Source organism: Agrobacterium sp. CCNWLW155 (assembly GCF_036888815.1).
In the GTDB taxonomy this organism is placed as follows: Bacteria; Pseudomonadota; Alphaproteobacteria; order Rhizobiales; family Rhizobiaceae; genus Agrobacterium; species Agrobacterium radiobacter.
In genome coordinates, this window is sequence record NZ_JBAKFW010000012.1 from 1 (window position 1) to 18,650 (window position 18,650).

The 18,650-nt window shown below is 59.9% G+C and carries 15 protein-coding genes; 3 read left to right on the plus strand and 12 right to left on the minus strand.

What is annotated here, in order from left to right:
- Nucleotides 1–209 precede the first annotated feature (209 nt).
- Nucleotides 210–572: a hypothetical protein gene (locus V6S97_RS24205; RefSeq protein WP_060724383.1), complete on the minus strand. Its 363-nt coding sequence runs from the start codon at nt 570–572 to the stop codon at nt 210–212.
- A gap of 203 nt (nt 573–775) precedes the next feature.
- On the opposite strand from V6S97_RS24205, the gene V6S97_RS24210 reads away from it, so the two are divergent.
- Nucleotides 776–2,470, plus strand: coding sequence for a dihydroxyacetone kinase family protein (locus V6S97_RS24210; protein WP_334427827.1), 1,695 nt, complete (start codon nt 776–778; stop codon nt 2,468–2,470).
- A gap of 77 nt (nt 2,471–2,547) precedes the next feature.
- On the opposite strand, the gene V6S97_RS24215 is transcribed toward V6S97_RS24210, so the two are convergent.
- Nucleotides 2,548–3,006, minus strand: a complete 459-nt coding sequence (locus V6S97_RS24215) for an Lrp/AsnC family transcriptional regulator (protein ID WP_003504223.1) — start codon at nt 3,004–3,006, stop codon at nt 2,548–2,550.
- A 123-nt stretch (nt 3,007–3,129) separates the two neighbouring features.
- Here V6S97_RS24215 and V6S97_RS24220 point away from each other — a divergent pair, with 123 nt between their 5' ends.
- Together V6S97_RS24220 and V6S97_RS24225 are read left to right on the plus strand one after the other, a co-directional pair.
- Nucleotides 3,130–4,413, plus strand: coding sequence for a cystathionine gamma-synthase family protein (locus tag V6S97_RS24220; protein WP_003504226.1), 1,284 nt, complete (start codon nt 3,130–3,132; stop codon nt 4,411–4,413).
- 108 nt (nt 4,414–4,521) lie between these two features.
- Nucleotides 4,522–5,202: a DUF2161 domain-containing phosphodiesterase gene (locus V6S97_RS24225; protein ID WP_060726777.1), complete on the plus strand. Its 681-nt coding sequence runs from the start codon at nt 4,522–4,524 to the stop codon at nt 5,200–5,202.
- 64 nt (nt 5,203–5,266) lie between these two features.
- Here the strand turns inward: V6S97_RS24225 and V6S97_RS24230 are convergent, their stop codons facing one another.
- From V6S97_RS24230 to V6S97_RS24275, 10 genes are all read right to left on the minus strand, one after another.
- Nucleotides 5,267–6,196: an MYG1 family protein gene (locus V6S97_RS24230; protein WP_060726778.1), complete on the minus strand. Its 930-nt coding sequence runs from the start codon at nt 6,194–6,196 to the stop codon at nt 5,267–5,269.
- A 198-nt stretch (nt 6,197–6,394) separates the two neighbouring features.
- Nucleotides 6,395–6,955 (minus strand): NAD(P)H-dependent oxidoreductase, encoded by a 561-nt coding sequence (locus tag V6S97_RS24235; protein WP_060726779.1) that lies wholly within the window; start codon nt 6,953–6,955, stop codon nt 6,395–6,397.
- A 50-nt stretch (nt 6,956–7,005) separates the two neighbouring features.
- Nucleotides 7,006–8,187, minus strand: coding sequence for an acyl-CoA dehydrogenase family protein (locus V6S97_RS24240; RefSeq protein WP_060726780.1), 1,182 nt, complete (start codon nt 8,185–8,187; stop codon nt 7,006–7,008).
- Nucleotides 8,188–8,302: 115 nt separating this feature from the next.
- Nucleotides 8,303–9,406: an LLM class flavin-dependent oxidoreductase gene (locus tag V6S97_RS24245; RefSeq protein WP_003504237.1), complete on the minus strand. Its 1,104-nt coding sequence runs from the start codon at nt 9,404–9,406 to the stop codon at nt 8,303–8,305.
- A gap of 129 nt (nt 9,407–9,535) precedes the next feature.
- Nucleotides 9,536–10,648 carry an LLM class flavin-dependent oxidoreductase gene (locus V6S97_RS24250; protein WP_060726781.1) on the minus strand — a complete coding sequence of 371 codons (1,113 nt, stop codon included), beginning with the start codon at nt 10,646–10,648 and terminating at the stop codon, nt 9,536–9,538.
- Nucleotides 10,645–12,363, minus strand: a complete 1,719-nt coding sequence (locus V6S97_RS24255) for a dipeptide ABC transporter ATP-binding protein (protein ID WP_060726782.1) — start codon at nt 12,361–12,363, stop codon at nt 10,645–10,647. Before V6S97_RS24255 ends, V6S97_RS24250 begins: the two co-directional genes overlap by 4 nt.
- Nucleotides 12,342–13,187: an ABC transporter permease gene (locus V6S97_RS24260; protein ID WP_060726783.1), complete on the minus strand. Its 846-nt coding sequence runs from the start codon at nt 13,185–13,187 to the stop codon at nt 12,342–12,344. Before V6S97_RS24260 ends, V6S97_RS24255 begins: the two co-directional genes overlap by 22 nt.
- A complete protein-coding gene (locus V6S97_RS24265; protein WP_020813058.1) occupies nt 13,184–14,194 on the minus strand; it encodes an ABC transporter permease in 1,011 nt (336 codons plus the stop codon). Before V6S97_RS24265 ends, V6S97_RS24260 begins: the two co-directional genes overlap by 4 nt.
- Nucleotides 14,195–14,232: 38 nt before the next feature.
- On the minus strand, nt 14,233–15,888 hold the full coding sequence (locus V6S97_RS24270) for an ABC transporter substrate-binding protein (RefSeq protein ID WP_112293672.1): 1,656 nt from the start codon (nt 15,886–15,888) through the stop codon (nt 14,233–14,235).
- 395 nt (nt 15,889–16,283) lie between these two features.
- On the minus strand, nt 16,284–18,626 hold the full coding sequence (locus tag V6S97_RS24275) for a molybdopterin guanine dinucleotide-containing S/N-oxide reductase (RefSeq protein WP_111792875.1): 2,343 nt from the start codon (nt 18,624–18,626) through the stop codon (nt 16,284–16,286).
- Nucleotides 18,627–18,650: the final 24 nt, after the last annotated feature.

Below are 18,650 nucleotides of genomic sequence, written 5' to 3' on the forward strand. Positions count from 1 at the left end.
GCGGGGTGGAGCAGCCCGGTAGCTCGTCAGGCTCATAACCTGAAGGCCGCAGGTTCAAATCCTGCCCCCGCAACCAAATTAGCCCGCTTCATGCGGGCTCTTTTGTTGTCAACGGAAGATTTACGCCACGCTATCCAACAATAGCCGAGGACTATCATCCGGCGCGCCGCAATAACACATTGGCGGTGGCTCCTCCGACTCGGAGGACTTCAGGCTTCGACAGGTTCGCTGACATCATCCAGGAGAAAGTGCACGATCACATAGCGCGTCGTGTATTTCTGACCGCTATCGGAGACGCTCTCGACGCTGCCGCCGTCGGAGGGATGCCATTTCTGATAGTGGGGGTTGTTGGTAATCAGCGTGATCGCCTTGCCCGAGAAGCTGCCATTCAGCCGATAGCGGGCCTCTGCCAGGCTCCAGATCTTCTCAAAATCCTCCTGGCTGATCCGGACTTTCAAGGCTTTTCTGGAGGTGGCTTTTCCAGGCGAGCCATCGTCGCTTGCCGCCGGTGGAACATGCAGGTCAACCTCTTCCGCACCATCAAGCAGAAAGGCAAATTCGTCTGGCCACATCCGTCTCACGTATCGCTCCTCCCAAAGCTTACCGCCCCACAGCACAATCATGATAGCGCGTCCGCCGCGAGAGGCAATGGCGGAAATGTACCTGCGTTTCGAATGCCCGGAACTTGAAATTGGCCGGGAGATCGTGCTTGTTCACGATCAGCAGGGCGTGTTTGCGTCCACCGTCAGTTGAGAACTGCATCGAGGAGTAAGGCATGAAGAAGCTCATCAACGATCCAGCCACCGTTGTGCGGGACATGCTTGAAGGGGTGGTGGCGCTTAGCCCTGCGACGGTCCTGCTAGCAGATGAGAATGTTGTGATCCGGTCTGGTCTTCCGGAAACGGAAAAGCGGAAGGTGGCGGTCCTGTCGGGTGGAGGCAGTGGACACGAGCCAGCCCATGCCGGCTATGTCGGTGCGGGCATGCTGACCGTGGCGGTGGCAGGCGATGTCTTCACTTCGCCCAGCACCGATGCGGTTCTTGCCGGTATCAAGGCTGCAGCCGGCCCCGCCGGCGCTCTGGTTATCGTCAAGAATTATACGGGCGACCGGCTGAATTTCGGATTGGCGGCCGAGCTGGCAAGGGCTGAAGGAATTCCGGTCGAGATCGTGGTCGTTGCCGATGACGTCGCGTTGAAGGACACGGTTCCGGCCGATCGCCGCCGGGGTATTGCAGGTACGGTACTGGTTCACAAGGTCGCAGGCGCTGCCGCGGAGCAGGGACTTCCCCTTCAGGCGGTGGCCCGGATCGCGCGGGAAGCCGCCGAAAAATTGTCCTCCATGGGAGTATCGCTGGGTTCCTGCACCCTCCCTGCTGTCGGCAGGCCGGGCTTCGTCCTTGGCGAAGCTGAAATCGAGGTCGGGCTCGGAATCCATGGCGAGCAGGGCGTGCGGCGGATGCCTGTCGCATCGGCGGACGAACTGGTGAAGCTGGTCCTCGAAACGATCGAAGCCGATGGCAGGCTGAAGAGCGGAGACCGGGTGACGCTTCTGGTCAACGGACTGGGATCAACGCCGCCGATGGAGCTTGCGATCGTGGCGCGATCAGCGGTCGCACGCCTGGAGGCGAAGGGCGTCGTGGTCGAGCGGGCCTGGGCAGGCACCTTCCTCTCCGCTCTCGACATGCCGGGCTTTTCCCTGTCCGTCATGCATGTGGACGATGCAACGCTGAGCCTCATGGATGCGCCAACCGATGCCGGTGCATGGCCGCGCGGCGGTGCGGTGAACCGCACGCGGGTCCTGCCTTGGGCAGGCGTCGAGAAGAGCGCGACTGCGGAAAACACGATAACGGCAGCCGGTGAGCGATTGCGTGCCGCCGCAGAATTGGTTGCCGGAGCCCTGATCGCCGCGGAGCCCAAGTTGACGCAGCTGGACAGTGTTACGGGCGACGGTGACCTCGGAACAAGCATGGTGCGGGGCGCCGAAGCAATCCTGGCGCTGCCCATGGAGAGCTTCGCAGATGTCTCCGGAGGATTGATGGCGATGGCAAACGCGATGCGCAAGGCAATCGGCGGAAGCTCTGGCCCCTTTTACGCCACGGGCCTGATGCGCGCCTCGCGCCATCTTGCCGGCATCGAAAAGCCGACGGCCCAGCAGATGGCGGAAGCATTCGTTGCAGCCGTTGCCGCGGTGTCTGAACTCGGTGGTGCGAGGCCGGGGGACCGCACGATGATAGATGCGCTTCATCCGGCGGCAGAAACCTTCCGGGATAAACTCGCAGGTGGAGCTTCGGCCGCGGAAGCCTGGCGATCCGCGGTGGCGGCAGGCGTTGCCGGCGCCGAGGCGACGGCCTCCATGAAGCCGAGGCTCGGGCGCGCGAGCTATCTTGGCGAGCGGGCTGTCGGACATCTCGATGCGGGAGCGGTCGCCGTCAGTATCTGGCTTGAAGCAATCAGGAACAATGAGCGCTGACGAGAGTGGGCCGGAACAGCCATGCCGTCGGCCGGACGCCCGTGAATATCTTGCGCCGGCTCCGCCGGCCTTGAAGCTCAGATACGCCGCGCCTTGATCGTGTTCATGACGAAGCTGGTCTCGATGGTGTCGACGCATTTCAGCTTTGCAATCTTGTCCTTGATGAAGCGCTCGTAATCCTCCAGCCCACCGCACATGACCTTGAGCATGTAATCCCTCGGACCCGTGACGAGATGACATTCGAGAACCTCGTCCCAGTCAAGAACGGCCGCCTCGAACATGCGGATTTCGTCATCGTGCTGACGGCTGAGGCGGATGGAGGCAAGGGCAGTCATCGTCCACCCCTCGATTGCCGGATCGATGATGGCGGAATATCCTTTGATCGCGCCTATCTCTTCCAGGCGTCGAAGCCGTCGCAGGCACGCCGATGCCGAAAGTCCGACTCGCTCGGCAAGTTCGTTGTTCGTGATCCGCGCATCGGCAGACAGTTCCTTGAGTATCCTGCTGTCGATCGGGTCTGCAATTTTCTGCGACATAAATGACCATTCTCCGCAATATATTGCTTAATGAGATAGTCCGACGCTTCAGAATGCAAGATATTTTGGTTTCACTGCGTGTAATCTGCAGGTAATTCAACGCCAGCTGAGGGATCATCGGAAATGACCGCGCCGCATCCATCCAAAACCCATATCGGCAACCACGCTCTCCATCCTGAAACCCAGATGCTCAATTATGGGTATGATCCAGAATTGTCGGAGGGCGCCGTAAAGCCTCCCGTGTTCCTGACATCGACCTTCGTCTTCAAATCGGCAGAAGACGGGCGCGACTTCTTCGACTACGTCTCCGGGCGCAAGGAGCCGCCGGAGGGCAGGGGCGCAGGCCTCGTCTATTCGCGTTTCAACCATCCGAACAGCGAGATTGTCGAGGATCGTCTTGCCGTTTACGAACGGACGGAGAGCTGCGCTCTCTTCTCCTCGGGCATGTCCGCCATTTCGACGACGCTTTTCGCCTTCGTCCGGCCGGGTGACACCGTGCTCCACTCCCAGCCCCTGTATGGCGGCACGGAGACGCTGCTGGCGAAGACCTTCCATAATTTCGGCGTCTCGGCAGTGGGTTTCGCCGACGGTGTCAGCGAGACCTCGGTGATATCAGCTGCAGAGGAGGCGATGGCGAAAGGCAGGGTGTCTGTCATCCTCATCGAGACCCCGGCCAATCCGACAAACAGCATTGTCGACGTCGCGATGATAGGCCGGGTTGCCGATGTTATCGGCGAAAAGCAGGGGCACAGGCCGATCATCGCCTGCGACAATACGCTTCTTGGGCCCGTATTCCAGCGACCCATCGAGCATGGCGCCGATATCTCGCTCTATTCACTAACGAAGTACGTTGGCGGGCATTCCGACCTCATAGCCGGGGCGGCGCTCGGCCGGAAGGATGTCATGAAGCAGGTGAAGGCGTTGCGTGGGGCAATCGGCACGCAGCTCGATCCGCATTCATGCTGGATGCTCGGACGCTCCCTTGAGACGCTGCAAATCCGGATGGAGCGGGCGAACAGCAACGCCAAGGTCGTGGCGGAATTCCTGAACGCGCATCCCAAGGTCGAAAAAATCCATTACCTGCCGTTCAGCGATCCGGCATCCGCGGTTGGCAAGGTGTTTGCCGCACAATGCTCCGGTGCGGGATCGACCTTCTCGTTCGACATCGTCGGCGGGCAGGCTGCCTCTTTCAAATTCCTGAATGCGCTCAACATATTCAAACTCGCGGTAAGTCTCGGCGGTACGGAGTCTCTTGCTTCTCACCCCGCGACGATGACGCATTCGGGAGTTCCTGCCGATGTCCGCCAGCGCATCGGTGTGCTGGATTCCACGATCCGGCTGTCAATCGGCATCGAACATCCCGATGATCTTGTCGCCGACCTGACCCTTGCCCTGGATCAGGCCTGACGACAGGTAGCCGACAATCTGTAACCGAGCGCGCCAGCGGCTATAAAGGTTGTCCTGTGCAGGTGGATCGATGTATCTGGGGGGAACTTCACTTGAACCTGCAGGCACATGGAAACGTCGCTTTATCTGCCCATCAAGGGCTTTCTCGAAAAGGCGGGCTACGCCGTCAAGGGCGAGGTTGGCGGTTGCGACCTCGTCGGCTTGAGCGATGACGATCCGCCTGTTGTCGTGATTTGCGAGCTGAAACTGAGCTTCAATCTGGAACTCATCTTGCAGGCTGTCGATCGCGCAGCCATTGCGGACGAGGTCTGGATCGCGGCTCGGGTTTCAGCCAGGGGCAAAGGCCGCGAGGCCGACAGACGTTACCGCGATCTTTGCCGCAGGCTCGGTATCGGTATGCTCGGCATTTCCGATACCGGTGAGGTCAGCGTGATCGTTGGTTCCATATCACCGATGCCGCGAACCAATCCGAAACGGCGGTCGCGGCTGATGCGCGAACACCAGAGGCGACGCGGCGATCCGACGGCAGGTGGCAGCACGCGCGCGCCGATCATGACCGCGTACCGCCAGCAGGCGCTCGGCTGTGCCCTGGCGCTGGCATCAGGGCCGATGCGGGTGCGTGAAGTCAGATCCAGCGTACCGGATGCCGGAAAGATCCTGCTTTCGAATGTTTACGGCTGGTTCGAACGGCAGGACCGAGGAGTCTATGGTTTGACCCAGCCCGGCCGTGAAGCACTACAGCGATGGCCGCAGCAGGATACGCCGGCAACTGACACTGTTACCGGCTGATTTTTTTCAGCAATGGAGGCTCGCGCCGCCACAAGATGCGGCCGGCCACACGGCCGGCTCCACATCACTGCTTTGCTGCGATTGCTTCCTTTACCGCCAGCTCCGCCATGGCCAGTGCAGCATCGCGGGTTCTGGCCGCTGCGACAAACCGGCCGTTATGGCAAAAGGTCGCGCCTTCGACGCCGCAAACCGCTTCGAGATCTTTGTCGGTCAGGCCGGCCCAAGCTGCCGGCAGGTCGGCACGCAGCTCAAAGCCCTCATCCGCGCGGCGGATACCGGTCAGACACCAGTCGTTGTTGCGCGGGTGAACGACAAAGAGCAGATGGTCGGCGCCTGCCTTCATGATGGCGGGTCGAAACGGCATTCCCACCGGCAGTTCCAGAATATGTCCCTCACCGGCATCCACGATAGCCCTGTTCACAAGCGCTTCGGCCCGCAATTTTGCAGCGCTGTTGGCAATCTTTGCCTCCACGAAGCTGCGGGCAACGGCCAGCGCCGCGTGGAAACTGCGATTATCCGCTTCGGGATCGGTCTCGTCGAAAACAGGTTTCAGAGTTTCCAGCAGGACGGGCAAAGTCAGCCCAGCGAGCTGCCCGGCGATAGAAGGGCTCAGTGCGCCATTGTCGACCAGATCGACCGGCAGCACGAAGCTGGTATCGAAAGAGGTGTGAATGGCTTCGATATGGTCTTCAGGAACGCCGGAGGCGGCAAGATAGTCGCGGCCGAAATGCTTCCAGATCAGGCCGAACGAGCTATAGGGTTGACCGTCGTCCCGTAGTGGTGCGCCGCGCTGGTGGTGATCAAATATTCCCGCCGTTGGGTCATAAGCACCTCCGACGTCGTAGATGATGCGGTTCGCGCCGGGCGTAATCCATTCGGACGCCCTGCTGCGGATGAGGCGGGCCTGCGGGAAAAGCCGGGTGAGCACGACGCTGGATAGGAGTTCGTCGGCGTGGAAGCCACCGGAATGGGTGACGAGGAAGTCCGGGATCATGTCAGGATGCGCCTTGTTGCTTGCGGAATATCCGCCTGAGATTGAGGCACCTGATATCCTTTGCCGGACGCTATCTCAACCCGCCATTCGTCACAGGGATCAAAAGCAATGCCATGCCGGACGACGTCGGTGGATCGAACCAGCCGACGTTGTCAGCGCTGTCAGTCTCTGTGAGGATATCCCGGGCGCATCGTCCAATTATTCTGCGGCGATTGTTACTCTTTCAAACCGTGCTTTAACAAGCAAAGCAGCTTCTGCGATTGCCTGATTTACCCGCGCGCTTATGGCAGGCGAAAGCTCGCCTTCTATGAAGTCCCGGCCGGAGGTGTAGATTGCGGTGGGTGCCACGAAGGCTTCGAAAAATGCAAATAGCGGTCTGAGCTGATGCTCCACCACAAGTGAATGCCGGTCTCCGCCGCCTGTCGCCGTCAGGATGATCGGCTTGCCTCTGAGGTCGGCGGGGTCGAGAAGATCGATGACGTGTTTAAAGAGGCCGGTATAGCTGCCCTTGTAGGTCGGTGAGCCGATCACCAGAGCTTCGGCATCGATGATCGTTTGAACAATCCGCCGCACATCACCATCGAGATCCGCCACGGATCGTGCCGAGCTCAATGATGCCCCGAGATCCTCGATGTCGAAAACCTGATGCTGCAGGCCCAGTTGTCCGGCCAGCGCTTCGCTGACATTTTCGACAAAGCGCTTCGTGCTGGATGGGCGCGATGTGTTGCCGGAGAAACCGACGATCAGATTGTTGCTCATTGACGTTCTTTCGAGTGATCTTGGGGAAGGGCGGTTTGCGCCAACGCGTCTTAAGCCGTCTTCAGGATTGAAAGGCCGGCCGGATGTGTCGATCGGTCATTCTCGCCTGTTTTCCAGCGCTCAAAGGCGGCACGTCCGAGAATGGCGACGGACGTATCTTCCTGGGGTGCATGGACGAGAACCGACTGGATATCGCGGAAATGCCGCTCCAGACCAAGATCGGCGTTGAGGCCGGGATTGCCGATGCCACGAACAGCCAGTTGCACAGCTTCGCGGATCTGCCTGCCGGCGAGGAGCCGGGCCCTTATCAGGTGTTCGGCATCGCCAATATGGCCTGTGAGCGCGCCGAAGATGATCTGCCGGGCGCCGGAGACCAGAAGGTCGATCTCACCCGAAAGCGTGACAAAACGTTCTGTCCGCGCAATGGGATGGCCCAGATTGGCGGGCACACGTTCGTGCGCGAAGCGGATGAAGGCTTCCTGAGCCGCTTCGGCTGCGCCGAGATAGATTGCGGTCAGCGCAAGCGTCATTGCCGCATGGCTGCGATTATCCTGCTGGGCAACGGAGGGATCAACGAGTTCCAGCACATTTTCTGCCGGGATTTCAACCTCGGTATATTCGACATCGTGCGAACCTGTCGCCCGCATTCCGAGGCTCTTCCAGTTCTCGATAATCCTGATGCCGGGCAGGCCGTTAGGCACGACAAACGTGCCGACCCGCGCCTGAGCCTCGTCGGTGTGCGCCCAGACGAGAAAATGGGTGAGGCCGTGCGCGCCCGTCACGAAGCGCTTGCGGCCCGTGATCGACCAGCCATTTGCCGTCCGGCGCGCACGCGTGGCCGGCAATCCGCCGCGCGCCGGCGAGCCCAGTTCCGGCTCCACACGGGCGGCGTTCAGCAGCAGTGGCCGATCTTTGGCTTTGGAAAGAAGGTCCCTGTAAAGACCGTCGGGCCAATGATCCTTCGTCGCCTGTCCCAGGTGGGTGAAGATCGTCATTGCGCTGATGAGCGCCACCGAGGGATCGCCGCGTCCAAGGGCCGCCAGAATATGGGCCGCGGTGCTCAAGGTTCCTCCCGGGCCGCCGTAACGCGTGGCCACGGTGCTCTCCAGAAGTCCGGCTTGATGAACGGCGCGAATGCCGGTCCAGGGAAACTGACCGGTCTGATCCGCCTCCGGTGCGGCTTCGGAAAGGGCGTACACAGCGGCGTCAAGTGCGGTGGGATCGTAAGACATGCGGATAACGGCTTTCTGGAAGGTCGAGAGGCGGGATCATCCGTTGCGGGCATGGATGATCCCGGTCTTGGAGGAAGAGGTGGGCAGGTCCGACGGCCTGGCCGGACTGCCGTGATCAGGCGGCTGCCTTCTTCTTTGCCTCTTCACGTTCGCGAATGCCCTCGCGGACGAGAGGCAGGATGTATCGTCCGTAGTCGACGGCATCATTGTAATTGTCATATCCACGGATCGAAATCAGATCGGCGCCGAGATCAATATAGTCGAGAATGGAGTCGGCGATTGTGCGCGGCGATCCGACCAGAGCGGTTGTTGCGCCGCTTGCATTGGTCGCGGTGACGGTCGGATACCAGAGCGCGCGGTCATGGACATCGCCGCGTTTGGCGATATCGAGCAGGCGCTGGGAGCCGATATTGGCGGGGGGTGTTGCGTTGACCGGCGCGCGCGAAAGGCCCCTCTGACGGTTCTCGTTCAGACGGTCGAGAACCCTGTGCGCCTTATCCCAGGCCAGTTCGTCTGTTTCAGCCACGATTGGCCGGAAGGTAACCCAGATGCGCGGGCGATCGGTTCGGCCTGCTTTTGCGGCTTCGGCATAGATGCGGTCAATCTGCTGCTTGGTTTCAGCCAGCGGCTCGCCCCAGAGCCCGAAAATGTCGCACAGCGAGCCACCGATACGATAGGCGGCATCCGACGAACCGCCGAGCGAAATCGGGATAAGACCGTTGGTGGGACGCACGGCGCTGCGAAACTGCTTGAACTGGTAATATTTGCCGTCGAAATCGAAGGGCTCGGTTGAACTCCAGGCAAGGCGGAGAATGCGGATATATTCTTCCTGGCGTTCGTAACGCTCTTCCTTGTTGAGGAAATCTCCTTCGCGCGCCTGCTCCTCGTCGCTTCCGCCTGCGATGAAGTGGACGACGACGCGACCGCCGCTCAATTGGTCGAGCGTGGCGAGGGACTTGGCCGCAACCGTCGGATAAACGGTGTTGGGCCGGAGCGCGACGATGATCTTGATGTTCTTCGTATGCGCAAGCACGGTGGCGCCCAGCGTGAAGGGATCGAACGAAGAGGAGGAATAGGGAATGAGCGTGTAGTTGAACCCGTAGTCGTCCAGTGCACGCGCATAACGTTCCAGGAACAGCGGATCAACCGGAGCATCAGGGATGGGGTTCAGATCATTGGACTCGTTGGGAAAGCTGACGCTGATGAATTCCGCAGCCATGGGAGCTCCTTGGTGTTTCTGAGTGTCGGGTAAAAGCTAAAGCCGGTGTGGCATATGAGGAAGACAGGTCTTTCTATTTCTATGGAATATGTAGAAAATATTGCCTGACTATCCTGATGGTCTAGAACCTTAGATTGCCGCCCGTTCCGGCCCTTCGTGATCGGGAGCAGGTTTCCACCCCAGAGATGGAGCAACCGTCGTCGCAAGATCGGTGAGCAGTCGTATGTTTTCGGACAGTCCGAAAGCGGGAGGCAGAAAAAGAACGAGCTCATCTGCGGCCGCCAGTCCCGGATCACCCAACACCGCCTCTATGACTTCTTCCGGTGTACCTTGAAAGACCGGGGAAATCTGCGCGCCAACAGGCGGGCCGGCAGGGGCCAGCGCACCCTTCGGGCGTGAGGCGGCAATTCCCACCGTGCGACGCTCAAGGTCGTAAGCCGCGTATTTCTCACGCAGCTCCGGGGTGGTGCCAACGAGAATGGAAGCGGCAACAGCGACCGGGGGTGGCGTCGTCTTCCAGATGCGGAGCCAGTGGGTGCGATAGGCATCAATGATCCGCGCCTGATATTGACCGAAAGTCTCGCCTTCTGCCTGATCGTGAAGGACGGTCCCGGAAATCAGGCCAATCCCAAGTTCGGCGGCCTGTATTGCTGAATCGAGGCTGGCGGAGCCTTGTCGGATACGGCTGCGCAAGGTTGGGCTATGAGGGGTCACCCGCAACTCGGCTCCCGGAGGTGCACCAATGTCCCGCTCGGTAACAGTGTGCAAAACATCACCGGCAATGGCGGCGAGGAAACGCGACTGGCGTCGCTTTGCCTCTGTGCGGGCATCGGTATCGACGGTTCCGAAAACGGCATCGAACGCGCCGTTGGTCCCGGTCGAAATGGCAAGTTCAAGCCGACCGTCGATCAAGAGGTCGGTTGTTCCCGCCGCCTCAGCCAGGAGGATGGGGTCCTGATAACGCATCGGGATGACGGCGGAGCCAAGCGTGATGTGCCGCGTATGCTGGCCGACTGCCGCAAAGAAGGGTAACGGGGAAGAAAGATAGTGGTCGAAGTGACGCTGATAGGCCCAGCCTGACTGATAACCCAGCCTTTCCGCCTGCCTGAACAGCTCTATGCCCTGTCGCAGCCCCTGTGCCGGACCGTCATCGTCGTTGAACGACACGCGCGTATTGAAACCCAGCCGCTGTTTCGGTCGAAACAACGCGGGAAGGTCGCGGGAAGCTGCTGCAATATTCATGCGAGTTGCTCCTTCCGCAGAGCGCGCTGGACAGCGGGAGCGCGAACCGTTCCGGCAATGCCCGACGGGATGGAGTTCAGCAGCGACGCGGTATATTCGTGTCTCGGATTGGCGAATATCTCGGTGACGGCTCCATGTTCGACAATGCGTCCCCGCTGCATCACCGAAACGCTGTGCGCAAGTTGCCGGACGAGGGCGAGGTCGTGCGAAACGAAAACATAGGTCAGGCCGAGCTTCGCCTGTAGCGACAGCAGAACCTCGACGATATCCGCCTGAACGCTGACATCGAGTGCGGATGTGGGTTCGTCCAGCACGATCACATCAGGCTTGAGGACCAGCGAACGGGCGATTGCCACACGCTGACGCTGCCCGCCGGACAGGGCCGACGGTTTACGCTCCAGGAGGTGCTCGCTCAAGCCGACATTCGCGAGAGCTTCCTGTACGCGTTCGGATCGCTCTTTCGGCGTCCCGATCTCGAAGCGGTCGAGTGGTTCACGAACAAGCTGCCCCACCTTCCACGTCGGGTCGAGGGACGTAAACGGGTTCTGGTAAACCAGTTGAAGATGCCGCCATACGGACCGCAGCGAAGCGCGGTTTTTGTTCGTGACGGTCTCGTCGGCAACCGTAATCGTGCCGCTTTCCGGCTCTTCGAGCCCCAGCAGCAGGCGGATCGTCGTCGTCTTGCCGGAGCCGGATTCGCCGACGAGGGCATGAGTCGTGCCCGCCGGAACCGTAAACGAAATATCGTCCACCGCAGTCAGGGTTTTGCCATCGACAATGAAGCGTTTGGTGACGCCGCTGACGGCGATCTTTGGCGACTTGTCGCCATCAAGGAGGCTGAACCCCGGATCGCGGAATTTGGCATAGCGCTCCGGGTTGAGCGCGGGGACGTCGCCATGGAGTTTTTTGGCATAGGGTGAGGAAGGGGAGGAAAAAACCGCGGACGTCCTGCCTTTCTCCTGCATGACGCCGTTCTTCAGCACGACGAGATTATCCGCCCTTTCGGCCGCTATTGCGAGATCGTGGGTAATAAGAAGGAGGCTGATGTTCAGCTCATCCCGAAGACGGGAGAGGAGATCGAGGATGCGCTTCTGGATCGTTACGTCGAGTGCCGAGGTCGGTTCGTCCGCCACCAGCAGTGCAGGGCGTGGCAATATTGCCAGAGCGATCAGCACGCGCTGCAGCATCCCTCCGGACAACTGGTGCGGATAGGAATCGTAAACCCGTTGCGGATTGTCGAGACCCACCTTGGCGAAGGTTTCGAGAATAAGTGTCCTGCGGATCGCTGGATTGGTCTCTTCCATCAGCGCTGCCGCTTCCAGCGCCTGGGAGCCGATTGTTCTCACAGGATTGAGAGAGTTGCCGGGATCCTGCGGCACGAAGCCGATTTCACGGCCGCGAAACGGCCTGAAGCGGCGTTCTGGCAATGCGAGAATGTTCTGCCTGTCGAAAATAACCTGCCCTGTGGCGTTTGCGCCGGTGGGGAGAAGCCTCAGCACGGCTTTCGCGATGGTCGATTTTCCAGAACCGGATTCTCCGATGAGGGCGAGGCTTTCGCCACGTCCGATTTCGAAGCCGACATTATGGACGACCTCCTGCCGTCCGTAGGACACGGCAAGATTTTCGACCTTGAGAAGGGGTATCGCGTGTTGTGGAGACGCAGCCACGAACTCGGGAAGGATTGGCGCTGTTTTCAGTGCGATTTGCGAAGCCATCGGCTGATCCTGTTGACAGAGAGGACGGTCACGATCGTAACGAACGCGGGCGCATAAACGAGCCAGGGCCATTTGAGGTAGTCCTTGCCGATTGAAATCAGCAGGCCCCAGTCGGAAGAAGGTGGAGGGTCGCCGTAGCCGAGGAAGGCGAGGCTGGCGATCACCAGAATGGACTCGCCGAATTGCAGCACGGCAAGCGGCAGCATTGAGCGGGACGCATTTGGAAGGACGTGTCTGAGAACGATGTAGCCGCGCGAACCACCCGAGAGAAAAGATGCTTCCACAAAGGTCGCCTGACGTGTCTTGATGACCTCAGAGCGCGCCACGCGGGCGAAGAAGGCAATGGCTGATATGCCTGTCGCAATCGCCGCATTGATCGTTTCGAAGCCGATGGCCGTGACGATGATGACCGCGAGCAGGAACTTCGGGATGGAGAGCAGCACGTCGACAAAACGCGCAAAGACGATATCCACCCAGCCGCCGAAAAATCCGGCGAGCAAACCGATCACACCACCGATGAAGACACCGATGACGACAGCGACCAAAGCGCTCGATACGGATGAGGCTGTGCCATAAACGACCCTTGTATAGAGATCACGCCCGAGATGATCGGTGCCGAACCAGTGCGCAAAACTGGGCGCAAGAAGCTTGTCGGCCGGGACACCGTTGATCGGGCTCTGGCTGGTGAACAGTTGCGGCGCAATCGACCAGGCGACGACGATTGCGATGACGAGGAGGGAAAGGGCAACCGTTGGAGTAAGGTTGAGAGCTCTCAGCTTCTCGAACGGATTGCTGCCGGAAACCGGGCTGGAGACAAGGCTCATGGTTTGGCCCCCGTTTCAAGGCCAAGTGACGTGTCGTCGATGGTCGCCAGGCGGCGTTTTCGGCCAACGATAATTTTCACCCGTGGATCGAGCAGCGGATAGAGAAGATCGGCGATGAGGTTGACGACGACGAACACCACGGCTCCAAGCGAGACGATGGCCTGCAGGACGGGCAGGTCCTGCGTGCTGACGGAGCGCTGGACGAGACTGCCGATACCGGTACGGCCGAACACGGTTTCCGTGATCAGCGAGTTGCCCAGAAGCTCGCCCACGGTAAGGGCGATAACGGTCACCACCGGTAGCGAAGCGGGCTTGAGCAGATGTGTAGTGAAAAGCCGTTTCGGCCCGATGCCGCGGCTGCGGGCAACCGCCGCGTAATCCTGTTCCGCTTCATGATCGAGATTGGCGATCAGCACTTCCGCGATCTGCGCGGAAAACGGTATGCCGATGGTGATCGCCGCAAACAGCGTCGCCCAGAAGCTGTCGGGCTCGATGACCCGGAACAGCCGGAGCTGAAACCCGAAAAGGTGGATCAGAAACAGGCCGATGACGAAATTGGGCGTCGACAGGAACAGCGAAGGGAATGCCCGCAGCAGCCCCTGCCCATATCGTTTCGGCACGACCTGTGTGCCATAGGCAACGGCGAAGGCGAGGATCAACGCAACCGTGAGCCCGGCGGAGGCCAGTACCAGCGTCGATGGCAGCACCTCGGCGATCAGGGTCGAGACGGGTCGATTGGAGCGCATGGAGATGCCGAGATCGCCCGTCAGGAATGCCGACAGGGAGTGCCAGAGCTGCACGATGATCGGCCTGTCCAGCCCCTGTGCAGCAATGATTTCGGCGATTTCCTGCTCGGTGAAACCGTTCTGCGGGTTGCGCAGAACGCTGGTGATCGGGTCGCCAGGCAGGACGCTGACGACCACGAACGTGAAGACATAGGCCAGAAGGATGACGACGATCGCCTGGCCGAGCCGCTTTGCGGCGTAGGTTAGGTAGGCATTGCTCATGCCGTCACCTCCTTGACGTTACTTGGTGGGCGCTGGCCTCATTCGGCAATGAACGCTGTGTAGTAGCTGGCGTAAGCGACGCCGTTATAGACTTCGCCCTTCAGCTTCGGCGATTGCACGTAAATGCGCTGGACGATTTGGGTGCGTGGTATGAAATAGCCCTGTTCCAGCACGTATTTTTGCAGGCCGTCCAGAAGAGGCTTTCGTTCCTCGACGGAACCCGCGCCGGCGATTTTGTCACGCAGGTCGTTGAGCTTTGCATCACGCTCATCCAGCGCAAACCAGTTCTCGCCATTGTTGGCGTTGGTCAGGATGCTGGCGACCGTGCCGGCATCGATGAAGCTGCGCGTGACTTCATATGCGGGAACTGCGGCGCCACCGAATTTGACCTTCTCGCCATAGGTCACGACATCATAAGCCCTGATGTTGACCTTCCATCCGAGCCTGCCAAGCTGCTGGGCAATCAGTTCATCGACGGATTTCGAAGTTGCCAGATAGGGATTGGAATGGATCGTCAATTCCAGCGGCTTGCCGTCTTTCACACGAACGCCGTCCGCGCCCTTGGCCCATCCGGCTTCGTCCAGAAGCTTCTCCGCCCTGTCCGGATTGTAGGCGAGGAGATCGCTATGATCGGTCGCGCCGGGGACGTTGCTCTGGATGAACGACGTCGCAAGCTTCCAGTCCTGCGTATAGACGGTGTCGATGATTTCCTGGCGATTGATGCCTGCCTGGAGTGCCTGACGCACCTTCGCATCATCATAGGGTTGAAGCTTGGTGTTGACCGCCCAGCCGTTGACGAAGCCGAGATAACGCGGCGTCGCGACGGTAAAGCCTTCTTCCTTTAGCGATTTCAGTTCCTGGGGCGAGGCGTTATAGGCGACGTCCGCCTGACCGGACTGAACCGAAGCGACGCGAAGGGATGGTTCCGACACCAGCTTGTAGGTGATGGTATCGAGATAGGCGGGTCCGGTATGGCCGACTGCGGCGGGCCCCCAATTATAGTCCTTGCGCTTGACGAGAGTGACATGGTCGCCCTCTTTCCAGGACTCCACCACATAAGGTCCGCTACCGGCGGTCTTGCTGAGGTCTGCCTGCTGGCTTGCAGGCTGGGCGATGCTTTTGGGAGAGATCAGGATGGAACCGTGATAGCCAAGGGTCGGAATGAAACCGAGCGTCGGCTTCTTGAAGAAAACCTTGACCGTCGTGGCATCGACCGCTTCCGCGTGATCATAGGTCTTGGGGAAAAGGCCGATCGGGTTGATCCCCTCCTTCTTGCGGCCGGCATACCAGATGTCGAGATTGGCGACGACGGCCTTCGCATCAAGCGGTTCGCCGTCGGAGAAAGTCACGCCGCTTTTGAGGTGCAGGGTGAATTCCGTTGCGGTGTCGTTCTGCTCCCAGCGTTCGGCAAGCCAGGGGCTGACCTTGCCTTCGGCATCGACGTAAAGCAGCTTATCCGTAACATGACCCCAGATGTGGCCCTGGAAACTGGAGATGGCGCTGTTGTTGGGGATCCACGTGTCGCCCAGTGAATCGATCAGAAACGTGATGTCACCGCCATCGCGCGGCGTATCTGCCGCCAGTGCGCTCAGAGGTGCCAATGTCGATAAAAACAGCGAGGCCGAGACCGCCAAGGAGGCTGTGAAAAGCAGCCGGCGACGCGACAGGGAGAATGAGAAAGAACGTTTTGTCATGGTATGATCCTGATAAATTCAAAGTTTTTTTCGTTGCAATTTCTGCATCTCCTGCGGACGGACTGCTGCTGCCATCGGCACAACGCACGTCAAACCGTTGCCGCACCGGCTTTTCAGCCGGGCGGGAGAATGCTGGAGTTCATTGATGATCGGGTTGGGCGTCGCGGGGTTAGCGAGCGGCTTCTGGAAGCCTGCTTGGCTGAGGAGCGCGCCCGCTTCTACATATTCCAGTCATGACGCGGTCCCTCGTTGCGGTGTTCATCTTGCCCATAACCTAGCAGTCAGGCGTGAGGGAGAAAGACTGGTTGTTCTTTTTCTATCGATTTAGTGAATTATTTTATCGCCATTTTGCCGACAGTTTGGATTGGTGTTTCAGACGCCCTTAAATTGCCGTCTCACGCCGGTGATTGAGGATGGCCCGGCGCCGAAGATGCCGTGTCACGCAGGGCAAATGTCATGGCTTCGAAAATCCTGACCGGCGGCAAATCACCGGTAAAAAGCTCAATCTCCACCCTGGCGATCTGGCCGGTCGAACCCTGAGACAGTTTCGAAGTGCCGATGTCGCGGGTCAGGATATTGGGGTTGCCATGGATGCAGATGGCATTGTCGTCAGCGGAATCCTGCGGCTCGAACCATGCGCCGGTGGCAAGCTGCATCACCCCCGGCATGACGTCCTCACTGACGATGGCGCCAGCGAGGCAGCTGCCGCGCGCATTAAAAAGCCTGACGACGTCGCCGTCAGATATTCCGCGGGCCGCGGCATCGGCCGGATGGATGCGGACAGGCTCCCGATCCCTGATCTTGGTCGAACGGCTGAAATCGCCATAGTCCAGCTGGCTGTGCAGACGTTGATATGGCTGATTGCAGACGAGGTACAGGGGATGCAGGCGGGCGTCATCGGGCGTCTCCATTCTTGGGGGATACCAGCGCGGATGACCTTTGCAGTCCTCATAACCGAAACCCTCGACCGTTTCGGAATAGATCTCGATTTTTCCTGAGGGTGTCGGCAGCGGCTTCGTCCCGGGACCCTCAAGGAAAGCGCGCGCCGGGCCACCATCGTCGGGTTTAACCGGAAGAAGCAGTTCCCCCCGCTCCCAGAAGGTTTCAAAATCGGGCGCGTCGTGGCCGCCCGCCGCAAGCGCCTGACGGGTCGTTTCGTACAGGAAGGCGAGCCATTCTCTGCTGTTGCGGTTTTCGGTAAAGGCATCGAACCTGCCAAGTTTCCGCGCAATCCCGGCGAATATCTCATAATCGTCGCGTGCTTCGCCGACAGGGGCGATCAGGCGCTTCATGGCGATCATCAGGGGATCGCGATCGGCGGCGCCGATGTCGTCACGCTCAAGCGTGGTCGTGGCGGGCAGCACGATATCGGCATGTCGCGCGGTCGAGGTCCAGGCGGACTCGTGGACGATGATCGTTTCGGGACGCCGGAAAGCGGCCCGCAACCGGTTGATATCCTGATGATGGTGAAACGGATTGCCACCCGCCCAATAGACAAGCCGGATATCAGGATAGCGGAGTGCGTTTCCATTGTAATGAAACTCGGTGCCGGGATTGAGCAGCATATCGGCGATGCGCGCACAGGGAATATAGTCCGGCACGGGATTTTTGAATTGCTGCAGCGTTGGCAAGGGAACGGCGAGCAGGCTCTTGCCGATATTGCCCAACGCGCCGATGGAATAGGAAAATCCGCCGCCGTCCAGTCCGATCTGGCCGAGCATGGCGGCAAGGACAATGCCCATCCACACCGGCTGTTCGCCATAATCGGCCCGTTGCAGTGAATGGCTGACCGTGATCAGGGTTCTGGAACCGGCCATCTTCCGCGCCAGCTTGCGGATCGTCTCCGGGTCAATGTTGCAGATCGCGGCCGCCCATTCGGGGCTTTTATGCTGGCCGTCCTCCCTGCCAAGAAGATAGTTCTCGAACCGGTCATATCCAGCCGTATAACGCTCCAGAAACGCCCGGTCGTGCAGTCCTTCCGTGACGAGGACATGAGCAAGCCCGAGCATCATCGCCACGTCCGTACCGGGAATAATGGGAAGCCACTCGGCATTCAAATCACCCGGAAAATCGTCTGCCAACGGGCTGATGAATATGAAATGCGCACCGCGAGCGCTCGCGCCGGCCAGTTTCTGCCGTACGGAATGCGTGCTGATCCCTCCACCGTGGACATCGGCGTTCTTGATCGCCATTCCACCGAAGGCGAGCACCAGCTCGCTGCTGCGTTCGATCGCGTCCCAGGTCACGCTCTTGCGGTCGAAGCTGTCATACGGTCCAAGCACATGGGGGATTATGACCATGGCAGCGCCGGAACTATACGTGTTGACGGACCGGACATATCCGCCAAGGACGTTCAAAAAGCGGTGAATCTGGCTTTGTGCGTGATGAAACCGGCCGGCACTCGACCAGCCATAGGAGCCGCCGAACACTGCGCTCGGGCCATGACCGTCATAGACCCTTTTCAGCTCATCCGCGACCAGCTTCGTCGCTTCGGCCCAGCTGACCTCGACGTAATCGTCAGCGCCGCGTCGCTGCGCGTGGCCGGTCTCGCGTTCAAGCCAGCCCCGCCGGACGGCAGGCCGTTTGATGCGAACGGGGCTGTCGGCAATCGCTGGAAGATTGCCCAGAAGCGGTGATGGATGCGGGTCACCGGGGTGGGGCTCTATCTCCAGTCGCCCATTTGCAAAGCGTCCGGAGAATGCACCCCAGTGGGAACTGTGAGTCTTGAAGGAATTCATCGCGTGGCCTCACGATCATGGATT